The organism is Desulfovibrio piger ATCC 29098 (assembly GCF_000156375.1).
GTDB classification, from domain to species: Bacteria; Desulfobacterota; Desulfovibrionia; order Desulfovibrionales; family Desulfovibrionaceae; genus Desulfovibrio; species Desulfovibrio piger.
The window spans coordinates 1-1,062 of sequence record NZ_DS996389.1; the positions used below are offsets into that span (position 1 = coordinate 1).

The 1,062-nt window shown below is 61.8% G+C and carries 1 protein-coding gene; it reads left to right on the forward strand.

Translation table 11 applies throughout. The annotated features are described in order from the left end of the window. Nucleotides 1-75: 75 nt before the first annotated feature. Nucleotides 76-864 carry an SUMF1/EgtB/PvdO family nonheme iron enzyme gene (locus DESPIG_RS12595; protein WP_006009655.1) on the forward strand — a complete coding sequence of 263 codons (789 nt, stop codon included), beginning with the start codon at nt 76-78 and terminating at the stop codon, nt 862-864. The last annotated feature ends 198 nt before the right edge of the window (nt 865-1,062 follow it).

Here is a 1,062-nt window from a genome sequence, read left to right on the forward strand (position 1 = left end):
TTCCCCTTGCCGCATCCGACATGGAAGCCGTGCGGCTGATTCTTTGGACTGTAACCGACAATATGGAGGCATAACATGGCGACCATCATCACGAAAGACAGCCTGCGTTCCAGCGTGGAATCGGCCACGGGCGGCCTGTGCACGGTACTGTATGACGATGCTGGGCATCCCAGCTTCATGCGCCGCATCCCGAAAATGCGGATTGAGGACCTGTATCCCGACCTGGGCCTGACGGGTACGCATCCGGCCTTCATCGTCAACGGGGTGGAGAAGTCGGAACTTTTCATCGGCATGTATCCGGCGTCCCTGGTGGACAGCTACGCGGTGAGCTTGCCCGGTATGGACCCGGCCAACTCTCTGAACTTCGACAGCGCGGTGACGTACTGCAAGAACAAGGGCACGGGCTGGCACCTGATGACCAACGCGGAATGGGCGCTGCTGGGTGCGCTGGGCATCAAGACGGGGTTCCAGCCGCGCGGCAACACCTACTGGGGCCAGCACCACGAAGCCAAGCACGAGACCGGTACGCTTGCCCCCGGAGCCAGTGAGCTGGGTGTCAGTAACGACGATTTGCACGGACGCACGCTGACCGGCTCCGGGCCTGTGAGCTGGCGGCATGACAACAGTCCTGCGGGGATCGCGGACCTTGTGGGTAACGTGTGGGAGTGGACTGGCGGTATGCGTCTGAACGCCGGTGAAATCAACATTATCAAGGATAACGATGCGGCGGCTGATGTGGACATGAGCGCGGACAGCAGCGCCTGGAAGGCCATTCTGCAGAACGGCACGCTGGCCACGCCCGGCACGGCGGATACGCTGAAATATGACGCCGTGGGTAGCAACGGCACAGGCGCTGTAAGCTGAATAAGACCATCACCAGCCAGTACCCCAGCCCTGACACCACGGCGTCGTCTTCCTGCGCCTTTAAGTCCATGACGGCGGAAAGCAGCGTCACGGTGCCTGCCCTGCTGAAACTGCTCTCCCTGTATCCGTGGACACGACCAATCCTGTGGGTTCCATCTGGATGCGGAACAGCGCGGAGCGCCTGGCGTTGCGCGGCGG